The following is a 21,764-nucleotide window of genomic DNA, read 5'->3' on the forward strand; positions in this document are numbered from 1 at the left end:
TGCGACCGGGCCGAGTCTATTGAGCTTCTTCTTTATTATTGCAGGCTCAGGAACACCCGCTCGTCGCCCCACACGTATCGCACTTCTCGCACGTCCCATTCCGCACCATCGTGAAGTTCTGGCACTCCGAGCACATGTTCCCCGTATACCCCTGCGCGATGGCCTGCTGGCGGCGGTGGGTTTCCACCTTTTTCGCTTCAGTGGCCTCTTCCGCCGCCTCGTCGGTGAAGAGCGCATTCGCGCCTTCGTCTTCGGCCGCTTCCTGGGCAAGTTCCTTCGCCCGCTCCTCGTAGTCGCGGCGGAAGGCGGTGGCTTCTTCGCGGAGTTCGGCGACGACCGGCTTCAGCGCCGTCACCGTGCCGCCCGGGGAGATGGCGCGGACGTTGGAGGCCGCGCGCGCGGTGGGGGCGCCGCCGGAGGCTTCGCCCTTGGGCTCGGTCTTGCCCACCACCTTGAAGGGGGCAGCACCGCGGGTGAGCCCCTTGGAGAAGGGCATCGCCTTGCCCTCGGAAATGCCCTTGCCGAGCGTCGTGTTGGAGAAGTCCGATACATCGACATGGGCGAGGTCATTGCGGCCGAGATAGGAGATCGCCAGCTCCCGGAACACATAGTCGAGGATCGACGTTGCGTTCTTGATCGCGTCGTTGCCCTGGACGATGCCGGCCGGCTCGAAGCGGGTGAAGGTGAACGCCTCGACAAACTCCTCGAGCGGCACGCCATATTGCAGGCCGATGGAGATCGCGATGGCGAAATTGTTCATCATCGCGCGGAAGGCCGCGCCTTCCTTATGCATGTCGATGAAGATTTCGCCCAGGCGCCCATCGGCATATTCGCCGGTGTGGACATAGACCTTGTGCCCGCCAATGACCGCCTTCTGCGTGTAGCCCTGACGGCGGCTGGGCATTTTCTCGCGTTCGCGGTAGAGACGCTCCACCACGCGCTCGACGATCTTCTCCGTCACCTGCGCTGCCTGGGCGGCGGTGGGGGCGGAGATCAGCTCTTCCACCAGGTCGTCGGCCTCCTCGTCGTCGTCGGAAAGCAGCGAGGCGTTGAGCGGCTGCGAGAGCTTGGAGCCGTCGCGGTAGAGCGCGTTGGCCTTCAGCGCCAGCTTCCAGGAAAGCATGTAGGCTTCCTTGCAGTCGTCGACGGTGGCCTCGGTGGGCATGTTGATGGTCTTGGAGATGGCGCCGGAGATGAAGGGCTGCGCGGCGGCCATCATGCGGATGTGGCTTTCCACCGAGAGGAAGCGCTTGCCGATCTTGCCGCACGGGTTGGCGCAGTCGAAGACCGCCAGGTGCTCGTCCTTCAGGTGCGGCGCGCCTTCCAGCGTCATGGCGCCGCAGATGTGGATGTTGGCGGCCTCGATCTCCTGCCTGGAGAAGCCGACCGCCGGCAGCACCTCGAAGGAGAAGTCGTCGAGCTGCTCCTGGGTGAAGCCGAAGGTCTCCTTCAGCCAGTCCGCGCCGAGCGTCCACTGGTTGAAGACGAACTTGATGTCGAAGGCCGACTTCAGCGCCTCGTTCAGCGTCTTGATCTTCTCGTCCGGAAAACCCTTGGCCTTGAGCGTCGTCGGGTTGATGCCCGGCGCCTGGTTCAGGTCGCCGTGGCCGACGGCATAGGCCTCGATCTCGGCGATCTGGGCTTCCGAATAGCCGAGCGTCCTGAGCGCCTCCGGCACGGCGCGGTTGATGATCTTGAAATAGCCGCCGCCGGCGAGCTTCTTGAACTTCACCAGCGCGAAGTCGGGCTCGATGCCGGTGGTGTCGCAATCCATGACGAGGCCGATCGTGCCGGTCGGCGCGATGACGGTCGCCTGCGCATTGCGGTAGCCGTGCTTCTCGCCGAGCTCCAGCGCCCGGTCCCAGGCGGCCTTGGCGTGCTCCACGAGGTCGGCCTGCGGACAGTCTTCCGCCTTGATCGGCACCGGGTTGACGGCGAGCGCCTCGTAGCCGTCCGTCTGCCCATGGGCGGCGCGGCGGTGGTTGCGCATGACGCGCAGCATGGCTTTCGCGTTGCGCTCATAATCGGGGAAGGGGCCGAGCTCGCCGGCCATCTTGGCGCTGGTCGCATAGGCAACGCCGGTCATGATGGCGGTCAGGCTGGCGCAGATGGCGCGGCCCTCGGCCGAATCGTAGGGGATGCCGGAGGTCATCAAGAGACCGCCGATATTGGCATAGCCCAGCCCCAGCGTGCGGTATTCGTAGGAGAGCTTGGCGATCTCCTTCGACGGGAACTGCGCCATCATGACGGAGATTTCCAGCACCATCGTCCACAGCCGCACCGTGTGCTCGTAGGCGGCGATGTCGATGGTCCCGTCCTTTTGCCGGTACTGCAAAAGGTTCATGGAGGCAAGGTTGCAGGCCGTGTCGTCCAGGAACATGTATTCCGAGCACGGGTTGGAGGCGCGGATAGGACCTGCGGCGGGCGAAGTGTGCCAGTCGTTCATCGTCGTGTTGAAGTGCAGGCCCGGATCGGCCGAGGCCCAGGCGGCGTAGCCGATCTTCTCCCACAGGTCGCGGGCCTTCAGCGTCTTGGCCGGCTTGCCGTCGATGCGGTTGATCAGCGTCCACTCGCCGTCGTTCTCGACGGCGCGCAGGAAGTCGTCCTTCAGCGAGACGGAGTTGTTGGAGTTCTGGCCCGAGACGGTGAGATAGGCTTCCGAATCCCAATCCGTGTCGTAGGTCTTGAACTCCATCTTCGTGTAGCCCTGGCGCGCGAACTGGATGACGCGCTTGATGTAGTTCTCGGGCACCGCGTTCTTCTTGGCCGCCTTCACCTCGCGCTTGAGCGCCGGGTTCTTGGCCGGCTCGAAGCAGTCGTCATTGTCGCCCTGGCAGTTGACGCAGGCCTTCATGATGGCTTCGAGGTGCTTCTTGACGATCTTGGAGCCGGTGACGAGGCTTGCGACCTTCTGCTCCTCCTTCACCTTCCAGTCGATGTAGTCCTCGATATCCGGGTGGTCGGCGTCGACGACCACCATCTTGGCGGCGCGGCGCGTGGTGCCGCCGGACTTGATGGCGCCCGCCGCACGGTCGCCGATCTTCAGGAACGACATGAGGCCCGACGACTTGCCGCCGCCCGAAAGCCGCTCGCCCTCGCCGCGCAGATGCGAGAAGTTGGAGCCGGTGCCCGAGCCGTACTTGAAAAGCCGTGCCTCGCGCACCCAAAGGTCCATGATGCCGCCGTCGTTGACGAGATCGTCGCCGACCGACTGGATGAAGCAGGCATGAGGCTGCGGGTGCTCGTAGGCCGACTTCGACTTCGTCAATTTCCCGGTGAAGGGGTCGACGTAATAATGGCCCTGGCCGGGGCCGTCGATGCCGTAGGCCCAGTGCAGGCCGGTGTTGAACCATTGCGGGCTGTTGGGGGCCACGCGCTGGGTGGCGAGCATGTAGCAAAGCTCGTCCATGAAGGCCTGGGCGTCGGCCTCCGTATCGAAATAGCCGCCCTTCCAGCCCCAGTAGGTCCAGGTGCCGGCAAGCCGGTTGAAGACCTGGCGGGCATCGATCTCCGAGCCGTAGCGCTCCTCCTCGGGCAGTTCGGCCAGGGCCTCCTCGTCGGCCACCGAGCGCCACAGGAAGGAGGGGACGTCGTTCTCCTCGACCTTCTTCAGCCGTGCCGGCACGCCGGCCTTGCGGAAATACTTCTGCGCCAGGATGTCGCTGGCGACCTGGGAGAACCGCGCCGGCACGTCGATGTTCTCCAGCCGGAAGACGGTGGAGCCGTCCGGGTTCCTGATCTCGCTCAAGGCCTTGCGGAAGGCGATCTCCGCGTAGGGGGACTGGCCTTCCTTGGTGAACCGACGTTCGATGCGCATCTTAGCCCTCTTCAATTCCTATATATAGCGTCCTTCACGGGGCGATGCTCATCACATCTGCCGCCAACGGACGCCATGTCCGCCGCACACCGCCATGCCTCGTGCCACAGCGGCTCTCCAACACCCGATCCCCATCCCGCCCGCTCGGCATTGCCGCCCGGACAAGGGCCCCGCCGGGGGATCCGGCTGGTCCATTCTGACGCTTCCTGTGGTTGTTCTCCGAATGGAGAAGTCTCACATTATTTAGTGCCAAGCATCGCTGCAATCGCTAAATATAGTATTAACAGCTTGCCTACGCCACCCTCGACACCAGCGCCCCCGTCGCCTTTTCCGAAAAAAACGCCCTCCTTCCGCCCGTGGCGACGACGGGCGGATGCGCAAACGCTACAACAGATTGGAAAACTGACCGACTAGTAGGACTTTCCGGCCGCGCCTCGAAAAAAAGACACGGCGCTATTAAAAGGCGACTCGTTTTCCCTCGTCAAGGATTCGTTTCTTATAAGTTTTGTGACCGCTATATGTTGTGTGTCACGCATGTGGATATCGGGGAGATCGACGCCTTTTTCGTGAAGGCGGGGGCCTTCCCGCCGATATCCGCTCCGTGGCGGGGCCCCCGCACCCCGCCCCACACCATGCCACGCCAGCCCATCCCGCCACGCAACCGCGCCTTCGCCCCGGCGCGTGGCGCGCCCCTGTCAGCATCTGTCAGGAATATTTTCCTATACCCCTTTCACGCCTCGCCCGACCCATGCGATAATCCCGCGCTTGAAGAAAGGAGGCGGCGATGGACGGGAGTGCGGCAATCGAGCAAGATCGCGTGGCTCTGAAGCGCATCGTGGCTTCGCTCGTGGCCATGGCCGGGCTGGCCGTGGGGCCTGATGGCGAGGCGCCAGCCGAAGGCGAGCCGCAAAGCACACTGCCTCGCCATCTCTGGCGCGCCATCCTCCGCCTGCTGCGCCCGGCCGAGGCCGCCGCGCGGCGGCTGGTCATCGCGGCCGCGCGGGGCCTGGTCGTCTCTCTGCCGCCGCCGCGCGAACAGGGGCAGAGGCCCGCGACCTCGGCGCCGTTCCTGCGCAGCCTCGGCATCGCCGTGATGGCCTCGCCCGCCGACCTGTCCGCCGCAGCGCGCAGAGCGAAGGCGGAAGCCAGGCGCGCCGCAGCAAGCGCCCGTCCGCGAACCTTGAGCCTGCCGCTCTTCGACCCGCTGCGGATTTCCCTGAGCCCCGAGCTTGCCGAAGGGGGGCGCCATGGGCCCGCGCGCGCTGTCCCGCGCATCCTGTTTCCCGGCCTCATCGAGCCGTCGCCCCTGCCGCGGCCGCCCTCGCGCGAGGATCCCGTCAGCGCGGCGTGCCTTGGCCGGCGGCTGGCGGCGCTCACAGCCGCCCTCGACGATCTGCCGGGGCAGGCCATGCGCTTTGCCCGCTGGAAGGCGCGCCGCGATCTGGGGCTTACGCGCCGCGTCGCCCCGCTGCGCGGCGGCCGGCCGCCCGGCGGCCGGCTCGCCCGCTTCGAGCCGACAGGCTACCGCCTCCGCAACGTGCGCGAGGTCGACGAGATCCTCGTGCACGCCCATTCGCTGGCCGTGGAGGCGCTGGAGAGCCCCGATACGTCGTGAGGCGGGCGGCGCGTTCGGAGAGTCGGGCATTTTGGCCGCCCGTCTTCTCGGTTCTTTGACATAGCCCGGCTTCGTATGAAGCGCGGCAACGGATAAGCGTGCCTTCGCTTCGGCGCCACCTTTCGGAAGTGCGCGCCAGCGCGCTCGATGCGCCCCGTCCCTAGCTATCCGAACGCGTCGAGGAACAGGAAAATGCCGCCGGCGAGCGCGGCCGCGGCCGGTACGGTGGTTATCCAGGCGGCGACGATGGTGCGCACGTGCGCCCGGCGCACCAGCTTGCGGCGGACGATTTCCTCGCCCGAAACGCCGGCCACGCCGTTCTCCTCGTTTTCGAACAGGACATGGAACGGTCCGATTTTGCTGCCCGCCGGGCTGCCCGCCGCCCGGACGTTCTTCACCTTCAGCCCCTTGCGCTCCAGATAGGCGCGGCGGCGTTTGGAGCGGGCGGTATACCACTCGCGGAAGAAACCGACACCGAAGACCGCGCCCACGGCCGTATGGGTGGAGCTTATGGGCAGGCCGAGGCCGGAGGCGATGATCACGGTGATCGCCGCCGACAGCGCCACGCAGAAGGCGCGCATGGGGTTGAGCTTGGTGATCTGCTCGCCCACCATGCGGATGAGCTTCGGCCCGAACAGCACCAGGCCAAGCGAAATGCCGAAGGCGCCGATCACCATCACCCACAGCGGAATGGCCACCGTGGTGGTCACCGCGCCGGCTTCCGCGGTGAAGACGATGGCGGCCAGCGGCCCCACCGCGTTGGCCACGTCGTTGGCGCCGTGGGCGAAGGACAGAAGGGCCGCCGAGATGACCAGCGGCAGTTTGAACAGGCGCCGGAGCGACTGGTTGCGGTTCTCCATGCCCTCCGATACGCGGCGCACATGGACGTGGGCCAGCGCCCAGAAGAGCGCAAAGGCGCCGACGCCGAGGGCGGCGATCGTGCCGTTGTCGATGCTCACCACCTTCTTCAGCCCCTTGGTGGCCAGATAGGCGGTGAAGGCGCCCGCCATGACGGCGATCAGCAGCGGCACCCAGCGGCGCGCGGCGGTGATCTTGTCGTCCTGATAGATGATCGCCGTCTTGACGAAGGCAAGGAACAGGGCGGCGATAAGGCCACCCATGACGGGCGAGACGACCCAGCTTGCGGCGATCTGCGCCATGGTAGGCCAATGGACGGTGGAAAAGCCGGCCGCGGCGATGCCCGCACCCATGACGCCGCCGACCACCGAGTGCGTGGTGGAGACGGGTGCGCCGATCCAGGTCGCCAGGTTCACCCACAGGGCGGACGAGATGAGGGCGGCCATCATGGCGCGGATGAAGATGTCCGGGCTTGCCACGGATTCCGGCGCGATGATGCCCTTGGAGATGGTGCCCACCACGTCGCCGCCGGCGATCAGCGCGCCCGCGGTCTCGAAGATGGCGGCGATGACGAGGGCGCCGGTGAGCGTCAGCGCCTTGGCGCCGACGGCGGGGCCGACATTGTTGGCAACGTCGTTGGCACCGATGTTGAGCGCCATATAGGCGCCGATGGCGGCAGCGGCGATGATGATGACGGCGCGCGGCTCGCCGATCACGTAGACGGAGGCGAAGACGGCGGCCAGCGCCAGGAAGAGAAGGCCCAGCCCCGGCGCCACGAGGCCGCGCGCGACAAGGCTCGTCGCCTCCTCGACGTGGACCAGCTTGTCCAGGTCCTTGTCGAGGGTGCGTTTTTTCACTCTGGCGGTGCTGTCGGTCGTCGAGGCCATCTCAGGTTCCAGCGGCCGTTGGCGTCTTGCTACCGCAAAGCGCCCCGGGCATCGAATGGTTCCCCCGAGCAGCCTTTACGCTGCACGGATACAGACCGCGTAGGCAAAGCGGGAGGCCGGCACAAGTATCGGGACGACATTAACCGTGAAAATGGCGAATCAGGCGGCGATTTCCCGTGGATGACCGTCGAAGGCGGCGATGAGCCCGGCCAGATCCGGCTCCTTAACCATGGCGGCGGCCTCTTCCGGTGTCACCCAGCGGCGGGTGCGCTCCTTCTTTTCCGGCCAGCGCGCGGCCTCCCGCTTCACCTGGAGCGGGAAGACAGCGACCTCGCAGCGCCAGGTGAGGCCGCTCTCCATTTCCTTGCCGTAGAAGTAGCGGCCGATCTCCGTCTTCGCCATCGACCCCTCGACGCCGGCTTCCTCGCGCGCCTCGCGCGCCGCCGTGCCGGCCAGGCTTTCGCTTGCTTCCGGCCAGCCCTTGGGCAGGACCCAGCGGCCGGTGCCCCGGCTCGTCACCAGCAGCACCTCGATCCGGTCGCCCTCCCGCCGCCACGGCAAAGCCGCCGCCTGCACGCGCGGCGGATTGCCGCCGAAAAGGCGGCGCAGGCGCTCGGTAAGGCCGATCCGTGTGGCGTGGGTAAAGATCATCCGTTCACCATCCGGCGCGCTTCTCGCAACGAGAATCGCTCAAGAGTCTACCATCTTTCCCTGAAAATATGTCGCAATGAGAGGCAGACAAGGAAAAGCGGGGCCGGAGCGCCCCTTCGACCGGACGTTCTGACGGCTGCGGCGGCGTCAGCCGATATGGTCATCCGCTATGGGTTTCTGGTAGGAAAAACCCAGATCCCAGGGAAAATAGATCCAGGTATCTTGGCTGACCTCGGTGATGAAGGTGTCGACCAGCGGGCGCCCCTTGGGCTTTGCATAAACGGTGGCGAAGTGCGCCTTGGGGATCATCGCGCGCACGATGGCCGCCGTCTTGCCGGTGTCCGTCAGGTCGTCGACGATGAGGATATCCTCGCCCTCGTTTTCCAGCAGCGCCGGCGTGATCTCCTTGAGGATGTTGAGTTCGCCCTGCTCGGTATAGTCGTGATAGGAGGCCACGCACACGGTCTCGATCAGGCGTATGCCGAGTTCGCGCGAGATCACCGCCGCCGGCACCAGCCCGCCGCGGGTGATGCACACGATCGCTTTCCAGCGGCCGTTGACGCTGGAAAGCCGCCATGCAAGCGCCCGCGCGTCGCGGTGAAACTGGTCCCACGAGACGGGAAAGGCTTTTTCGGGAAGGGACATCTTGCGCACTCCGCTGCGACGCGTGCCGCGCCGGGAATGCAGGGGGAATTAGCCGGAAAGGGGGGTGAAGCGCAAGGGCGCGCTGGAAGACGGTTCATCGTCGTGCAGCCGGGAAAGCGTCTAGTCGTTGCGGACGAACCGGAGGACGCCGGCGAGGCCGCTGTCCTTCCCTCCGTCGGAGGGGTGGTTGACGCCGTCGTTTACCGGCACCTCGTCGAAGTCGAAGGGGCTGATCCCGTCGAGGCAGGCGACGTTGACGCCGCACTCGTTGGGGTTCGAGCGCCGCTGGTGATGGGTATAGATGCCGCACTTCGAGCAGAAGTAGTGTTTCGCCGTCCCGGTGTTGAACTGGTAGAGGTTGAGCGCGTCTTCGCCCGCAAGGATGTCGATGCCGTCGAGACCGGCCGTAACGGCGACGGCGCCGCGCATCGCGCAATAGGAGCATGTGCAGCGGCGGGCGCTGTGGAGACCGTCCGTCAGCCGGACGCGGAAGCGCACGGCACCGCAGTGGCACGCGCCGTCGATTTCGGTGATGTCGCGGTCCATCGGCAGCCTCCATCGTTACCGGCATTGCCGGTAGCAGATAAGCGGGCGGCCATCAAACGGATGAGCTTCTACCGCGCCATCAGAACCGGCGCCGTCATCGACTGCAGCATGGTGCGGGTGACGCCGCCGAAGACGAATTCGGTGAGCCTGGAGCGGCCGAAAGCACCCATGACCAGGAGATCGGCATCCGTTTCGGCCAGCCGGTTGGCGATGACGTCGCCATGCGACAGGCCGGCCGAGTGCTCGGCCCGCGTCGTCACATCGAGGCCGTAGCGGGCGAGCGAGGCGGCGATGGCCGCCCCCGCAAGGCCTGCGTCCTGCTGCAAGGTATCGCGGGCGTCGACGGTCAGCACCTCGACCTTGCCGGCCTCCTTCATGAGCGGCAGGGCGTCGAAGGCGGCGCGGGAGGCCTCCTTGCTGCCGTTCCAGGCCAGGACCACCTCCCTGAAAGGAACGCTACGGCCCTTGAAGGTGTAAGGGACGAGCAGGACGGGGCGGCCGCTTTCGAAGATCAGCGCCTCGACGTCGGCTGCCATGCGGCTGTCGGCGTCGGGATCGTTCTGCTGGACGATCACCAGATCGGCGGTACGCGCGCTCTCGATGCCGGAGACGGCCGAATCGCCTGAAACGCTTTCATAACCGCGCCATTCCGCCGCCAGGCCCTCGGCCTTCGCACGCTCCTCGAAGATGGCGCGCAGCCTGGCGTGCCGGTCGGCCGCCTCCGCTTCCATATCGAGGGAAAAGTCGGCGATCGGCCCGCCCATGGGGCTGGCCATGGCAATGGGCAGCGCCTCGGCGTGGAGGCCGATGACGTGGCTGTTGTAGCGCGCGGCGAAGGGCAGGGCGAAATCCAGCACCCGCGGCGTGTCGGCCTCGCTTTGCAGGATGACGAGCAGTGTCTTGTAGACCATCTGGGCCTCCATGGATGGCGACGTGGAGCGCCATTATGGCCGGCGCGCCCGCATTCGCCTTGCCCTATGTCAACGGCGCCGGCTCAATTTCGTTTCAGCAGGGCCTCCAACATCTCCTCGACCGCATTCTTCGCCGCCTTCAGCGCCTCTTCGGAGCGGGAGCGGATGACGATCTCGGTCCAGAACCGGCCGTCCTCGTATTTCGGATAGGAGCCGATGATGGTCTCGCCGTGCGCCTTCTGGATGTCGCCCAGCGGGCCGCCGATCGTGCCTTCGGGCAATGGCGAGGGGACGGCGACGGAGATGAGCTTGGCACCTGTCTTCAGGCCCGGGATCACGCTGTCGAGCATGGCCTGGAAGATGGCCGGCACACCCGCCATCACGTAGACGTTGCCAATGGAAAAGCCCGGCGCCACGGAGATCGGATTGGCGATATGCGCGGCACCCTCAGGCATGCGCGCCATGCGCTTGCGCGCTTCGGAGAATTCGATGCCGCGCCTGGCGAAATGCTCTTCCAGAAGACGGTAGGCCTCAGGATCGTAACCGCAGGGCACGCCGAAGGCGGCGGCGATGGCGTCGGCCGTGATGTCGTCGTGGGTGGGGCCGATGCCGCCCGTGGTGAAGACATAGGTGTTGCGGGCGCGCAGCGTATTGACCGCCTCGACGATGGCTTCCTGGTCGTCGGCAACGACGCGCGCTTCCCTGAGATCGATGCCGACGGCCGTCAGCATGTCGGCCAGATGCCCGATGTTCCTGTCCTTGGTGCGGCCGGACAGGATTTCGTCGCCGATCACCACCATTGCCGCCGTAACGATTTCGCTCATCGCGCGTTTCTCCGTGAACCTTCGTCAGATAGCCGCATCGCGCTTCTGCGGCAATGGACGGCAAATGGTGAACACTGTGTCGACCAACAATGGCGTTCCATTGCCCGCCGCTGCGCCTAAATCGGACGGGGGCGCCGCATCCGGCGCCGCCCATGAGATTTCCAAGGAGCAGGAAGACGATGGCGAAGATTTTGGTTCTTTACTATTCGAGCTGGGGCCACATGGAGCAGATGGCGCGGGCGGCGGCAGCGGGCGCGCGCGAGGCAGGCGCCGATGTGACGGTCAAGCGGGTGCCCGAACTGGTGCCCGAGGAGGTGGCCAAGGCCGCCGGTTACAAGCTCGACCAGGAAGCGCCGGTGGCTGAGCCGCTGGAGGTGGCCGACTATGACGGCATCATCTTCGGCATACCGACGCGCTTCGGCCTCATGTCCTCGCAGATGAAGAATTTCCTCGATCAGATGGGCCCGCTGTGGATGGAAGGCAAGCTGGTCAACAAGACGGCGACCATCATGAGCTCCACCGCCACCCAGCACGGCGGCGCGGAGATGACGGTGGTGACATCGCAGATCCCCCTGCAGCACCTGGGCATGATCATCGTACCCCTGTCCTACGCTTATCAGGGCCAGTCGGGCAACGACACGGTGCGTGGCGGCTCACCATACGGCATGACGACGAGCACCAACAGCGACGGCTCGCGCATGCCCTCCGAGCAGGAGCTGGAGGGCGCGAAGTTCCAGGGCAAGCGGATGGCCGAGATCACCGCGAAGCTGGCGGGCTGACTTCCGGGCTTTTGGGCGGGGCGAGCGGGCGGCCGTCGGGCCGCCCGTTTTCGTGTGGCCTGACCAGCAAATTCGCAGATGCCGGCGCTCCCAAGCGGAGAGACGTTGAACCGGTCCTCCTACGCCAAGGCTTCGGAGGACACTCCTTCGTCTAACGACCTTCGGGTGACCTGCCACCCGACCTTCAGTCGGCCGAAGCTTAACCTTGCCTCGATAGCGGCAGGCCAACTTTCGGTCGGCGAAGGCCGAAGCTCGAAGAGCGAAGGGTGGTGCGGACGGCGGGGATCGAACCCGCATGGCCGAAGCCGAGGGATTTTAAGTCCCTTGCGTCTACCAGTTCCGCCACGTCCGCACGCGAAACGCCTAGTGGTGCGATCCTGACAGATGGTCCCCATCTGTCAGGACAAATCGCCCCACCAGATTAATAGCTTGTGGGCTGACTTTTCCAAACAGATGGGCACCCATCTGTTTGGGTCAGACCACTAGCCGCAGAACGCGGCGCGATCAAGCGATCGTGTGAGGAAGGCGGGGTCTGTCGCGACCCGGCGGAGGATACGGCATCCGGCCGCAAGGGCAGGGCGGCCGTGATTAACTCCGCGTTAGATGGGCTGCGCTAATTTGAACCAATTGTCATTCGGGGGTGGCGCGGTGCGGGGCCGCGCCGCCTCCGCAATTTCAGCTTCGTGCCTCGGGCGGGGGCCACGACTTCGTGGAAGGTGAAGCAAGGGCATGTCACAAACGGCAAGCGTTTCGGAGGGCAGGGCCGACATTGCCACGACCATCGCGGCCTCCATGCGCCGCATGGGCGTCGTCGGCCTGCCGCGCAATTACGAAATCTTCTACGAGGTGCTGACCGGCTCCAACCGGGAAATGTGCGACGCCTTCGCCGCGCTCGGCGACCGGCCCACGCAGGCTGCCCTCGACGAATTGTCGCGCAGGTATTTCGCCCAGAGCAGCCGCCAGGCGATCGTCGAGAACGCCCAGGAGCAGATCGCCGTTCGGGCCGAGGAAATCCTCGGCCTCCTGGGCCGCGAGCGCACTTCGCTGGAGAAATTCGGCCTCATCCTGGACCAGACCTCCGGCGGCCTCGGCCGCCGGCAGGAGATTTCGGGCGATCTGTTGCAGAAGATCGTCGGCATCATGGCGACCGCCACCCAGACCACGCTCGACCAGGGGCGCCAGATCAGCCGGGCGATGGCCGAGAAGAGCGTCGAACTGGAGAAGGTGAAATCCAAGCTGGAGCAGTACAAGCGCCTGGCCGATACCGATCCGCTCACCAAGATATGGAACCGCCGCGCCTTCGACCGCAAGCTGGCCGGCATCTATTCGGATCGGCGGGCGATCATGTTCCACGCCCTGGTCCTGGCCGACATCGACGGTTTCAAGGCTTTCAACGACCGCTACGGCCATCCCGTGGGCGATCGAATCCTGCAGATGGTGGCGCAACTCATCGATGCCAAGAGCGGGGCAGAAAGCTTCGTGGCGCGCACCGGCGGAGAGGAATTCGCCGTCGTCGTCGACGGGCTTTCGGAAGCGGCGGCGGAGGAGGCGGCCGAACGCGTGCGCGCGGCGATAAGCGAGGCTGATTTCGTCATCGGCCCGTCCTCGCGCGGCTTCGGCCCCATCACCATCTCGCTCGGCCTGTGCATGGCCACTGACGCCGGCGATGCCGAGGATCTCTACGCCAAGGCCGACCGCGCGCTCTATGCCTCCAAGGTGGGCGGGCGCGACCGTGTCACCCGCTTCTCCACACTTTCTTCCGGCAAGCTGACGAAAAATTGGCTTCTGTACCGGGCCGAATAGGGGCCTTGCCGCATTTCGCCGCATTTGTGTTAAAAGGGCTGCCCCGGGGGACGTTCATTGGGATTCGCCGCGTTTTCGCGGGTGCGGGTCGATATTTGTCAGGAGAGGACGAGCTTATGTTCAGGAAAGTGATTTTGGTCGCCGCCGTGGCGGGCTTTGCGGCGGCGTGTACCACCGACCCCTATACGGGGCAGCAGAAGATTTCCAACACCGCAGGGGGTGCGGCGCTCGGGGCGCTGGCCGGTGCCGGCGCGGGCCTGCTTGCCGGCGGCGACGACCGGCGCAATGCGCTGATCGGCGCCGGTATCGGCGCGCTGGCCGGCGGCGGGATCGGCGCCTATATGGACCAGCAGGAGGCGCAGCTTCGCGGCCAGCTTCAGGGAACCGGCGTCAGCGTGACGCGGCAGGGCGACTACATCATCCTGAACATGCCCTCCAACATCACCTTCGCTACCGATTCGTCCTCCATCCAGCCGGCCTTCTACCCGACGCTGAACTCGGTGGCGCTGGTCCTGAAGCGCTACAACCAGACGCTGGTCGACGTCTACGGCCACACCGATTCGACCGGCAGCTACGAGCATAACATGCAGCTTTCGCGCCAGCGCGCCCAGTCCGTGTCCGACTATCTCGTCGCCCAGGGTACGAACCCGCAGCGCTTCGCCGTCATCGGCCAGGGGCCGAGCCAGCCCGTCGCCTCCAACGACACGCCGGACGGCAGGCAGCAGAACCGGCGCGTGGAAATCCGCCTGGCGCCGCTTACGGCGGGCTAGCGCATCGGCCCGAAAATCGGAATCGATTTTCGGAAAGCACGATGCTGTAGGTGACCGCCTTACCTTTCGTGCGCTGCAAGCGCACGGGCAATGCGCGCCGCAAGGCGCGCATTGTTTTTGACGAGCGCGATGTTGGTCTTGAGACTGCGGCCGCCAGTGATCTCCATGATGCGGGCGAGCAGGTAGGGTGTGACGGCCTTGCCCGTCACGCCTTCGGCCGCGGCGTCTTCTTGAGCGCGGGCGATGAAGCCTTCCATCTCCGCCACCGCTATCTCGTCCTCCTGCGGGACCGGATTGGCCACAAGCATGCCGCCGCCGATCCGAAGCGCCTCGCGCGTCTTCTGAAAACGGGCGATCGCCTCGGGTGTGTCGAGCCGCAGCGGCACTGGCAGCGACGAGCCGCGTGACCAGAAGGCGGGCATCACGTCCGTCCCGAAGCCCACCACCGGCACGCCGCGCGTCTCCAGCACCTCCAGCGTCTTGGGGACGTCGAGGATGGCCTTGGCGCCGGCCGAGACCACGATGACCGGCGTGCGCGCCAATTCGTCCAGGTCCGCCGACATGTCGAAGCTCGTCTCCGCCCCCTTGTGCACGCCGCCGATGCCGCCGGTCGCGAAGACGGGAATGCCGGCCAGATGCGCTGCCATCATGGTGGCCGCCACCGTCGTGCCGCCGCTCCGCCCCTCGGCGAGCGCGAAGGCGAGGTCGGCGCGCGACAGCTTCATGGCGTCCTTGCGCTGCGCCAGCGCCTGCCGCTCCCTCTCCGAAAGGCCGATCTTCAGCCGCCCGTCGACGACGGCGATGGTGGCCGGCACGGCGCCTCCTTCGGCGATGATCGCCTCCACCTCGGCCGCCATTTCGTCGTTCTGCGGCCAGGGCATGCCGTGGGTGATGATGGTGCTTTCGAGCGCCACCACGGCTTGGCCCCCGGCAAGCGCCTCGGCGACCGGCGGATGGATGTCGATATGCGCGGTGAGCGACATGGGTTCTCCTGCTTCGATACCTTGTCAGGCGGGCTTTGGCGGCGGCACGCGGGCGAGCGCGGCGCGGAAGGCCTCGTCGTCCATCCGTGGTGCTGCGTCCGCGCTCTCCACGGCGAGCTTTGCCGCCGCCATCCCTTCGCGCACCGCCTCCGCGAATGCAAGCCCGCGCATCAGGGCGGCCACCGTGGCGCCGGCAAGCGCGTCTCCCGCGCCCGTCACGTCGGCGACGCGGCCCGCGGGCGGCGGTGCGATCTCGAAGAAATCGCCATGCCGGAAGCAAAGGGCAGGGCCTCCGCCGGTCGTGATCACGCCGGCCCGAAGCCCCATTCCCGTAAGCGCCTTCGCCGCCGCGAGCGGTGGTGCCTCCGATGCCATGTCCGTCAGGCGGCAGGCCTCCCGCCGGTTCATGAAGAGGCAGGAAAGGGAGGGAATGACGGAGACCAGCCGAACCACCTTGGCCGGCGAGACGGCGATCGCATGGATCGGCTTTCCCGCCGCAAGCGCGACGAGGCGCTCGATCGCCTCCGCCGGCATGTTGGCATCGCAAAGCAGCATATCCGCCCCGCCGGCCGCATCGCGCACCTTGGAGCGCCGTACCTGCTTTATAAAGCCGTGCTCGTAGAGCGCCATATCGGCAAACCCGGTAATTAGGTCGCCGGCCTCCGTGAGGATGGCCGTATAGCTCGGCGTCGTCCGGTCGAGGAAGGTTGCCGAAAGATCCTCGATGCCCGCCGCCTCGATCGCCTCGGCCACCCTCTCGCCCGCCGCGTCGCCGCCCCTGAGCGACAGAAGCGAAACCGCCGCCCCGCGCTCAACGGCCGCGCGCGCCGCGTTGAAGGCACCGCCGCCGATCTCCTCGCGCATGGTGCCGGGATTTGAGGCCTCCGCCACATGGACACCGGTAACGCGGCCCCTGCGGTCGATATGCGCGCCGCCGACGACGAGAAGGCGCGGCCGCGTCATGGCCTTCTCCCGCCTGCATTCGAAACGCGTTCATTACAGCGCCGTGCGTCCTTTCGGACGCACAAAGGACGCTGTAGATTATTGAATTTATGCATCGTGCTTTCCGAAAACCGATTCCGGTTTCCGGGCCGATGCATCGCCTCAAAAACGCTGCGCATTTTTACTCCCGGACAGAAACAAAAATAGAACAAAATGAGATTGCCGTTTAAAAACAGAAGCATGATCCCTATTGCCAAATCGGAACAAAAGCGGTACACAAAAATATAGGGAAATTGGCCCGCGCGGCTTCCATTGACGTTAGAGGGGTGTTGTATCATGGCTCAGAATTCGTTGCGGCTTGTAGAGGAAAAGTCGGTGGATAAATCCAAGGCATTGGACGCGGCGCTTTCGCAGATCGAGCGGGCCTTCGGCAAGGGCTCGATCATGCGGCTGGGAGCCAACGACCGCGTGGTCGAGATCGAAACCATCCCCACCGGCTCGCTTGGCCTCGATATCGCGCTCGGCGTCGGCGGCCTGCCGCGCGGGCGAATCATCGAGATCTACGGGCCGGAAAGCTCGGGCAAGACGACGCTGGCGCTCCACACGGTGGCCGAGGCGCAGAAGAAGGGCGGCATTTGCGGCTTCGTCGACGCCGAGCATGCGCTCGATCCCGTCTACGCGCGCAAGCTGGGCGTGGATCTGGAAAACCTGCTTATCTCGCAGCCCGATACGGGCGAGCAGGCGCTGGAGATATGCGACACGCTGGTGCGCTCGGGCGCGCTCGACGTGATCGTCATCGATTCGGTGGCCGCTCTCACACCGCGCGCCGAGATCGAGGGAGAGATGGGCGATTCGCTGCCCGGCATGCAGGCCCGCCTGATGAGCCAGGCGCTCAGAAAGCTGACGGCCTCCATCTCGCGCTCCAACACCATGGTGATCTTCATCAACCAGATCCGCATGAAGATCGGCGTCATGTTCGGTTCGCCTGAGACGACGACGGGCGGCAACGCGCTGAAATTCTATGCTTCCGTGCGCCTCGACATCCGCCGTATCGGTGCGGTCAAGGACCGTGACGAGACCGTCGGCAACCAGACCCGCGTCAAGGTCGTCAAGAACAAGCTGGCCCCGCCCTTCAAGCAAGTCGAGTTCGACATCATGTATGGCGAGGGCGTGTCGAAGACCGGCGAGCTGATCGATCTCGGCATCAAGGCCGGCACGGTTGAAAAGTCCGGCGCCTGGTTCTCCTACAACTCCCAGCGCCTCGGCCAGGGGCGCGAGAACGCCAAGCAGTTCCTGCGCGACAATCCCGAGGTTGCGCGCGAGATCGAACTGACCCTGCGGCAGAACGCCGGGCTGATCGCCGAGAAGTTCCTCGACGAGGCCCGCGGCGACGACGATCTGGACGACGCCGCCGAAGGCTGAGCTTCTCTCTCCCGAGAAGATTGCGGCGTGAGGACGCGCGAGGGGAGATGAAGGGCGCCACTCCTCGCCCCCACGAATGTGGGGGAGAGGTGGCCCCGCATAGCGGGGTCGGTGAGGGGGAGATGGCGCCCGCCGCCTCTTTCATCAGCTCCTACTTCGATCCGACAGGGCGCCCGCCGTGGGCAACACCGCGCAAATGGCGCCGCCGAGCCGGCCTCCTCACCGTCTCGGCCTTCCACCTTCGCCCTTCGGGCTTCGGTGGATAGGTCGGCCGATCCACCTCTCCCCCATTTCGTGGGGCGAGGAGTGGGCGCCCTTCATCTCACCTCGTAGCCCGTTTCCGCCGCCGCTGCACAAATCTCCTCCCAGAAGGCGCGGGCGAAGGAGCGGAAGACGTAGATGTCGAACTGCTCGCCGCCCGTGCGCTGGATGTGGGCAAAAATATCGTGATGAGCGGTGGCACGGCCCTCACTGAGGGGAAAGGCGGCGGGCGAGAAATCGAGCGCGAAGAGTTTCGCAAGCACCCATTCGGCGCGCGGGCCGGCGATGCGCAGCGCGGCGCGGCCGTGGGAAAGATCGGTGACGGTGCCGATATCGAGCGCTACGGCAGCCTGCAGGCTCGCACTCAGCCCTTCAGCCCCGGCAACGAGATGGCGCCCCGGTCCGATTGCGAAGGCGGCAGCATCGCCGCCCACCGCGCCGGCGCCCGGCGTTGCGGGGAGGGAGAGGCCGGTGACCGTCTCGATGGCGCCGAGGAGCGCTTCGGCGCTGCCCGGAAAGGCGGAGGCTTCGGCGATCGCGGCGGGCGTCGCCTCGGTCAGCGTCACGCCGGGACCGTCGACCAGATTGCCGTAGGTGCCGGGCCGGAAGGCCTCACCCAGGGGGGAGATGCGCTCAACCATGCATGCGGCTCCCTTCCGGGTCGAAGAAGTGATGGCTGACGATCTCCACCGGCCCGAAGCGCTTCCGCAGCGCATCGGAGACGAAGGCGCGCGTGCCGTGCCGTGCCTTGCCGCCCTTGACCAGCGCCAGGCCGATATATTTCGAAAGCGCCGGCGAATAGCAGAAGGCGGTGATGTGGCCGATGCTCTCGCCCAGTTCCTCCAGGCTGCCATTTTCCACGATATGCGCGCCGCCGCCGAGCGGCTGGCCGTCCAGCGAGACGACGCCGACGAGGCGGATGCGGTTCGTGTCGATGAGGCCCTCGCGGTCCATGAGGGCGGAGCCGATGAAGGGCTTTTTCTTCGATAGCATCCAGTCGAGGTAAAGGTCGCGGGCGGTGGTGCGGCCGTCGATCTCCGCGCCCGTCACGTGGCCCTTCTCGATGCGCAGCGTTCCCAGTGCCTCCATCCCGTAGGGCGCGATGCCGAAAGGTTCGCCAGCCTCCATCAGAGCTTCCCACACATGCGTGCCGTGGCCGGCGCCGCAATAGACCTCGTAGGCGCGCTCGCCGGAGAAGGAGAGGCGGCAGATCATCACCGGCGCGCCGGCGATCCCGCCATGCACGATCCCCATGAAGGGCAGGGCCTCGTTGTCCACCGCCGTGCCCGTCACGCACGCTTCCAGAAGCTTCCGCGCGTTCGGCCCCGCCACGGCGGCACCCGCCCATTGGTCGGTGACGGAGGTTAGGTGCACTTTCAAGTCCGGCCACACCACGTCGAGAAAATATTCCAGATGCTGCATCACCTTGCCGGCGTTCGCCGTGGTGGTGGTCATCAGAAAGTCGTGCTCGCCGAGCCGCCATGTGGTGCCGTCGTCGAGCGCGATGCCGTCCTCACGCAGCATCAGGCCGTAGCGCGCCTTGCCGACGGCGAGCGTCGAGAACATGTTGGTGTAGACGCGGTCGAGGAATTCCGCCGCGTCCGGCCCCTTCACGGCGATCTTGCCAAGCGTGGAAACGTCGACGATGCCGACCGAGGCGCGGACAGTGGCGGCCTCGCGGATATAGGCCTGCTCGACCGTCTCGCCCGCCCCGCCATAGATCATCGGCCGGTGCCACAGGCCGACCTCCATCATGCGCGCGCCGCGCTCCACGTGCCAATCGTGCATGGGGGTGAGCCGGTCGGGCTTGAAATGCCCGTGCTTCTCCGCCGCCAGCGACCCGATGGAGACGGGCGAGAAAGGCGGGCGGAAGCGGGTGGTGCCGACGTCGGGGATGGCCAGGCCGCGCGCGCCGGCCATGATGGCCAATCCGGGCACGTTGGAGGTCTTGCCCTGGTCGGTCGCCATGCCGAGCGTGGTGTAGCGCTTCAGGTGCTCGACGGAGAGGAAGCCCTCGCGGTGGGCCAGCCGCACGTCATCGGCCGTCACGTCGTTCTGCAGGTCGACGAAGGCCTTGCCGTCCGCCTTGATCTCGAAGACGGGGGCAGGGTTGATCTCGACCGCCGGGGCGGCGACCTCGGGCAGCTTGGCGCGCGAAGCCTTCTTGCCGGCCGCGATCAGGCCCGCGTCGCGGCCCGTCGACAGCGCTTCCGCCGTCCTCATGGTCCCGGTGAAGGCGCCGGCACCCGTCCATTCCTGCGTCGGCTGCGGCGGCAGGAAGGCGTTGAGGCGGTCGTCCCAGGCGGGGTTGCGGCCGGCCTGGCTCGCCAGATGGATCGCCGGCGACCAGCCGCCGGAGACGGCGAGGCAGTCGGCTTCCACGGGCCGCACGTCGCCGGACAGGCGGCCGGTGGCGGCGTCGAAGCGTTGTATCAGCACTTTCGCGAGCCGCTTGCCGGCGGTGCCCACCACCGCGTGGCCAAGAAGCGGCACCACGCCTGCTTCCTCGGCAAGCGCCCGCGCCGCGGCTGAAATCTCCGGCCGCACGTCGAGGATGGCGACCACGGCGCCGCCCGCTTTCTTCAGGGCCGCGGCGGCGCGGTAGGCGCCGTCGTTGTTGGTGAAGACGGCGATCTTCTCGCCCGGCAGCACGCCGAACTCATTGGCATAGCGCTCGGCGGCGCCAGCAAGCATGACGCCCGGCCGGTCGTTGCCCGGAAAGACAATCGGCCGCTCGAAGCTGCCTGTTGCGAGCACCACCTTCTCCGCGCGTATGGACCAGTGCCGGTGGCGCGGCGCGCCCTTGGGGGGCGCGGCCAGATGGTCCCCGACGCGCTCGAGCGCGGCCAGATTGTTGCCGTCGTAATAGCCCCAGACCGCCGTGCGCGTGAGGAGCCGGACGTTGTCCATGGCGGTGAGCCGCCCCACTGCCGCCTCGGCCCACAGGGCCGCCTGCCTGCCCCCGATCGCCTCGCCCGACCAGTTGGCGGTGCCGCCGGTGCGCGGCTCCTGCTCGGCCAGGATGACGCGCTTTCCCGCCTTGGCGGCGGCCTCTGCCGCCATCAGCCCCGCGGGCCCGGCACCCACCACGAGCACGTCGCAAAAGGCATTCATGCGCTCGTAGCGGACGGGATCCTTGTCGTAGCCGGCACGGCCGAGACCCGCCGCGCGGCGGATGAAATGCTCGCAGAACATCCAGAAGCCGGTGCCCTTGAGCGGGCCGACAACCGGCCCCATGAAGGTCTTGTAGTAGAAGCCCGCGCCGAAGAGCGGCCCGGCGAGCTGGTTCAGGGCGTTGATATCGTAATCGAGAGAGGGGAAGCGGTTCTGGCTCTCGGCCTCCAGGCCCTCGTAAAGCTCGATCTGCGTGGCCGGGATGTTCGGCTCTCGCAGGCCGTCCTTGAAGACCGTCACCAGCGCGTTCGGCTCATCGACGCCGGCAGTGAAGACACCGCGCGGGCGGTGGTATTTGAACGAGCGGCCAATGAGCGTGATGCCGTTCGCCAGAAGCGCGGCGGCCAGCGTGTCGCCGGCGAAGCCCGTATAGGCCTTGCCGTCGAAGGTGAAGGGAACCGTGCGGCTGCGGTCGATCAGCCCGCCGGTCGGGATACGGCGCGCGCTCATGGCTTCCCGGCACCATCGTTGAGCGCCGCGCGGGCGAAGGCGACGGCCTGGACCTCGTGGGTCAGCGTGTCGCGCGTGACGAGGAGATGCGTTCGGCAGCCGCCCGCATGCTGCCAGTATTCGCGGTGCGGGCCTGCCGGGTTCGGCCGGTTATAGACGTAGTCGTGCCAGGCCTTCATGTCGGTGGAAGCCGGGTCGGGGCGGGTGCGCGTCGCATCGCCCTGGTAGGAGAATTCCGAGAGATCGCGCGGGCCGCAGTGGGGGCAGGGGATCAGCATCGAGGCGCCTCCTGACAGGACTGCGCCCCTTCGCGCCCCCCTCTGGCCTGCCGGCCATCTCCCCCACGAGGGGGGAGATCGGCCGTCGCGGCGCCTTTCACCGATCTCTGGCGTTGAAGGAAAGGCGCTGCGCGCGATGACAGCCAAT

Annotated in this window: 17 protein-coding genes and 1 tRNA gene; 5 read left to right on the top strand and 13 right to left on the bottom strand. The window is 66.4% G+C overall.

Features of this window, described 5'->3' with window-relative positions:
• Window positions 1-46: 46 nt before the first annotated feature.
• Window positions 47-3,817 (bottom strand): vitamin B12-dependent ribonucleotide reductase, encoded by a 3,771-nt coding sequence (locus GM910_RS05995; protein WP_159586598.1) that lies wholly within the window; start codon window positions 3,815-3,817, stop codon window positions 47-49.
• Between the two features lie 784 nt (window positions 3,818-4,601).
• On the opposite strand from GM910_RS05995, the gene GM910_RS06000 reads away from it, so the two are divergent.
• Entirely contained in the window at window positions 4,602-5,432 is an 831-nt protein-coding gene (locus tag GM910_RS06000) for a hypothetical protein (RefSeq protein ID WP_159586599.1), read from the top strand.
• A gap of 164 nt (window positions 5,433-5,596) precedes the next feature.
• On the opposite strand, the gene GM910_RS06005 is transcribed toward GM910_RS06000, so the two are convergent.
• The 6 genes from GM910_RS06005 to GM910_RS06030 all read right to left on the bottom strand — a co-directional run bounded on the left by GM910_RS06005 (window position 5,597) and on the right by GM910_RS06030 (window position 10,754).
• Window positions 5,597-7,177, bottom strand: coding sequence for an inorganic phosphate transporter (locus tag GM910_RS06005; protein ID WP_159586600.1), 1,581 nt, complete (start codon window positions 7,175-7,177; stop codon window positions 5,597-5,599).
• 159 nt (window positions 7,178-7,336) lie between these two features.
• A complete protein-coding gene (locus GM910_RS06010; protein WP_159586601.1) occupies window positions 7,337-7,828 on the bottom strand; it encodes an NUDIX hydrolase in 492 nt (163 codons plus the stop codon).
• Between the two features lie 147 nt (window positions 7,829-7,975).
• Window positions 7,976-8,473 carry a xanthine phosphoribosyltransferase gene (gene gpt, locus GM910_RS06015; RefSeq protein WP_159586602.1) on the bottom strand — a complete coding sequence of 166 codons (498 nt, stop codon included), beginning with the start codon at window positions 8,471-8,473 and terminating at the stop codon, window positions 7,976-7,978.
• 120 nt (window positions 8,474-8,593) lie between these two features.
• Window positions 8,594-9,019, bottom strand: coding sequence for a GFA family protein (locus GM910_RS06020; RefSeq protein ID WP_159586603.1), 426 nt, complete (start codon window positions 9,017-9,019; stop codon window positions 8,594-8,596).
• Window positions 9,020-9,087: 68 nt separating this feature from the next.
• Window positions 9,088-9,930: a universal stress protein gene (locus tag GM910_RS06025; protein WP_159586604.1), complete on the bottom strand. Its 843-nt coding sequence runs from the start codon at window positions 9,928-9,930 to the stop codon at window positions 9,088-9,090.
• A gap of 83 nt (window positions 9,931-10,013) precedes the next feature.
• The gene (locus GM910_RS06030) at window positions 10,014-10,754 is read right to left on the bottom strand and encodes a competence/damage-inducible protein A (protein WP_159586605.1); all 741 of its coding nucleotides are present in this window, start codon (window positions 10,752-10,754) and stop codon (window positions 10,014-10,016) included.
• 179 nt (window positions 10,755-10,933) lie between these two features.
• On the opposite strand from GM910_RS06030, the gene wrbA reads away from it, so the two are divergent.
• Window positions 10,934-11,533 (top strand): NAD(P)H:quinone oxidoreductase, encoded by a 600-nt coding sequence (wrbA, locus tag GM910_RS06035; RefSeq protein ID WP_159586606.1) that lies wholly within the window; start codon window positions 10,934-10,936, stop codon window positions 11,531-11,533.
• Window positions 11,534-11,800: 267 nt separating this feature from the next.
• Here wrbA and GM910_RS06040 read toward each other — a convergent pair.
• Window positions 11,801-11,885: transfer RNA gene (locus GM910_RS06040), tRNA-Leu, on the bottom strand.
• Window positions 11,886-12,262: 377 nt separating this feature from the next.
• Between GM910_RS06040 and GM910_RS06045 the strand changes: the two genes are divergently transcribed.
• Window positions 12,263-13,336: a GGDEF domain-containing protein gene (locus GM910_RS06045; protein ID WP_159586607.1), complete on the top strand. Its 1,074-nt coding sequence runs from the start codon at window positions 12,263-12,265 to the stop codon at window positions 13,334-13,336.
• 116 nt (window positions 13,337-13,452) lie between these two features.
• Window positions 13,453-14,106, top strand: coding sequence for a YiaD family glycine zipper/OmpA-like lipoprotein (locus GM910_RS06050; RefSeq protein WP_159586608.1), 654 nt, complete (start codon window positions 13,453-13,455; stop codon window positions 14,104-14,106).
• Between the two features lie 59 nt (window positions 14,107-14,165).
• Here the strand turns inward: GM910_RS06050 and GM910_RS06055 are convergent, their stop codons facing one another.
• Window positions 14,166-15,089, bottom strand: a complete 924-nt coding sequence (locus GM910_RS06055; protein WP_159586609.1) for a pseudouridine-5'-phosphate glycosidase — start codon at window positions 15,087-15,089, stop codon at window positions 14,166-14,168.
• Window positions 15,090-15,113: 24 nt separating this feature from the next.
• Complete coding sequence (locus GM910_RS06060) at window positions 15,114-16,052, bottom strand: carbohydrate kinase family protein (protein ID WP_159586610.1); 939 nt, start codon at window positions 16,050-16,052, stop codon at window positions 15,114-15,116.
• Window positions 16,053-16,367: 315 nt separating this feature from the next.
• Between GM910_RS06060 and recA the strand changes: the two genes are divergently transcribed.
• A complete protein-coding gene (recA, locus tag GM910_RS06065; RefSeq protein ID WP_159586611.1) occupies window positions 16,368-17,453 on the top strand; it encodes a recombinase RecA in 1,086 nt (361 codons plus the stop codon).
• Between the two features lie 317 nt (window positions 17,454-17,770).
• Here recA and GM910_RS06070 read toward each other — a convergent pair whose 3' ends face one another.
• The 3 genes from GM910_RS06070 to GM910_RS06080 are packed head-to-tail and all read right to left on the bottom strand — an operon-like array spanning window position 17,771 to window position 21,616.
• Window positions 17,771-18,355 (bottom strand): sarcosine oxidase subunit gamma family protein, encoded by a 585-nt coding sequence (locus tag GM910_RS06070; protein WP_159586612.1) that lies wholly within the window; start codon window positions 18,353-18,355, stop codon window positions 17,771-17,773.
• A complete protein-coding gene (locus GM910_RS06075) occupies window positions 18,348-21,338 on the bottom strand; it encodes a sarcosine oxidase subunit alpha family protein (RefSeq protein WP_159586613.1) in 2,991 nt (996 codons plus the stop codon). Before GM910_RS06075 ends, GM910_RS06070 begins: the two co-directional genes overlap by 8 nt.
• On the bottom strand, window positions 21,335-21,616 hold the full coding sequence (locus GM910_RS06080) for a sarcosine oxidase subunit delta (RefSeq protein WP_159586614.1): 282 nt from the start codon (window positions 21,614-21,616) through the stop codon (window positions 21,335-21,337). Before GM910_RS06080 ends, GM910_RS06075 begins: the two co-directional genes overlap by 4 nt.
• Window positions 21,617-21,764: the final 148 nt, after the last annotated feature.

Origin of the sequence: Chelativorans xinjiangensis, assembly GCF_009812055.1 — a bacterium.
Taxonomy (GTDB): Bacteria; Pseudomonadota; Alphaproteobacteria; order Rhizobiales; family Rhizobiaceae; genus Chelativorans; species Chelativorans xinjiangense.